2 protein-coding genes are annotated in these 1,893 nt (G+C 47.6%); one reads left to right on the top strand and one right to left on the bottom strand.

Annotated elements, in window-relative coordinates; all coding sequences use genetic code 11:
* Window positions 1-125 precede the first annotated feature (125 nt).
* On the bottom strand, window positions 126-707 hold the full coding sequence (locus LKK83_RS10895; RefSeq protein WP_324631130.1) for a thioredoxin family protein: 582 nt from the start codon (window positions 705-707) through the stop codon (window positions 126-128).
* Window positions 708-1,057: 350 nt separating this feature from the next.
* On the opposite strand from LKK83_RS10895, the gene LKK83_RS10890 reads away from it, so the two are divergent.
* Window positions 1,058-1,462 carry an NIL domain-containing protein gene (locus tag LKK83_RS10890; RefSeq protein ID WP_324631129.1) on the top strand — a complete coding sequence of 135 codons (405 nt, stop codon included), beginning with the start codon at window positions 1,058-1,060 and terminating at the stop codon, window positions 1,460-1,462.
* Window positions 1,463-1,893 lie beyond the last annotated feature (431 nt).

Below are 1,893 nucleotides of genomic sequence, written 5' to 3'. Positions count from 1 at the left end.
TTTGTCAACCCATTGCCTCAACAAAAAATCGGCATGATGGGAATTTGCCGTAGGGACAAGGCAATGCCTTGTCCTGACAATCCTTACAACTTCCTCGCCATTGAAGAAGCGATCGCGATCGACAATTAATTCACCACTTGAGCGCTGTGACTGCGCGGATCGGTGGGGGTTGATTTTTTAGGGGTTCCCGATTTATCGATCGCAGATTTTTGACCGGTTGCTTTTGCATAAGGTAAAGGTTCGCCGGCGACTAACGCATCTAAATTCTGTGCCATTACATCGCGCGGAATTTCCCCGATCGCCGAAGCGATCGCTTCCCCATTGCTTCCCAAAAACACGAAATGCGGAATACCATCCACGCGATATTTCGTCAGTTCTGGCAACCACTTACTATTATCCACATTCAACATCACAAAATTAACATTGCCCTCATACTCCTGTTCCAGTTCCTTAATTTCTGGTGCCATTGCCATACAGCTCGTACACCAATTGGCATAAAATTCCATTAGAGTGGGATTGCCATTTTCTAGAGCCACCTCTAGGGGCATAGACTCCGACGCCAAATCCGTCAGGGAAACGTTGCGCGCTTCAGTTCGCAATCCGAGGAAAATCGCCACACTCAGCACAGTTGCTGCGAGGACGATTAATAAATTTCTCAACTGATTGACCACCGAGGAGGTGGATTTGTCCGGTAAATTTGCACTCATCAGATAGTAACTCGCCAATTATTACAAACTAATTCTATTGTATTTCAACCCAGCGCCACCGAGAGCGCACCCCTTGCATGTGTCGCTCTGCGAGAGGCGGGGATTGAAGAATTTTCCGGGCAATCGGAGGGATTCGAGATTGCCCCACCCTAGTCAATCGCGCTGAATCGTGCTAGAATACAAAATTAAAGAAAAGTTTTTTGGCATTGCCAGAAATGAAAATTGGCAGGTGGGGTGTAAAAGAGAGACCGGATGGAACCCAACCTGCGCGATAAATTGCCGAGTTTAGAATTAATACAGAAATAATCCAGATGCTTTTGCACTTGATTTAACCCTATCGGAGTTTTGCCGTGAAGAAACGAGTCACTTTGACGTTCCCAAAACGCTCGATCCAGATGCCAATTACCTATCGGTTGGCGAAGGATTTTAATGTAGCGGCTAATATTATCCGCGCCCATGTTGCCCCGAATCAAATTGGCACTTTGGTGGTGGAATTATCGGGGGATATGGATCAGTTAGAATCGGCGATTGATTGGATGCGATCGCATGATGTTTCCGTATCTCTCGCCAGTCGCGAAATTTTAATTGACGAAGAAAGTTGCGTTCACTGTGGACTTTGCACCGGGGTATGTCCCACGGAAGCGCTAACCCTTCATCCAGACACCTTTGAGCTAAACTTTACCCGATCGCGCTGTATAGTCTGCGAACAGTGCATTCCCACTTGTCCCGTACAAGCCATTTCCACCAATCTTTAACTATCCGCTGGGTCGTAAATGCAGCTAAATCAATGCGGAAACGCTGCTGAAGCACCACGGAGTTCGCCAGCGCGCCGCCGATAGTGGGCGAATCCGTCAACTATCGCTAATTATTAATTTGTAATTGAACGTCACCAATTGACGATAAAAAATCGCCTAGGGGCAAATCACCGAGAGAGGGAGGGGTGATTCCGTCGAGGACAAGCATTTGCACGGGCGATCGCCCTATTCCCGATGAAAGGCACAAGGAATCTGTGATAGGTTATAATCAGAATCATTGGTGCGATTCGTTCCTGCCAAAAGTCAAGGAAAATCTCCGAAACGTGGGCAGGGTAAGGTTCCAAAAGGGCCTTAACAACTGAATGTCGATGGTGGTGAAAGCCCACCCCATGAAGTGTGTCATGTGAAAGCACCTCCCCCACGGTAGCGAC

The sequence above is a fragment of the Phormidium sp. CCY1219 genome (genome assembly GCF_035615515.1).
Taxonomy (GTDB): domain Bacteria; phylum Cyanobacteriota; class Cyanobacteriia; order Cyanobacteriales; family Laspinemataceae; genus CCY1219.
This window is presented reverse-complemented; position numbering and strand designations above follow the sequence as displayed.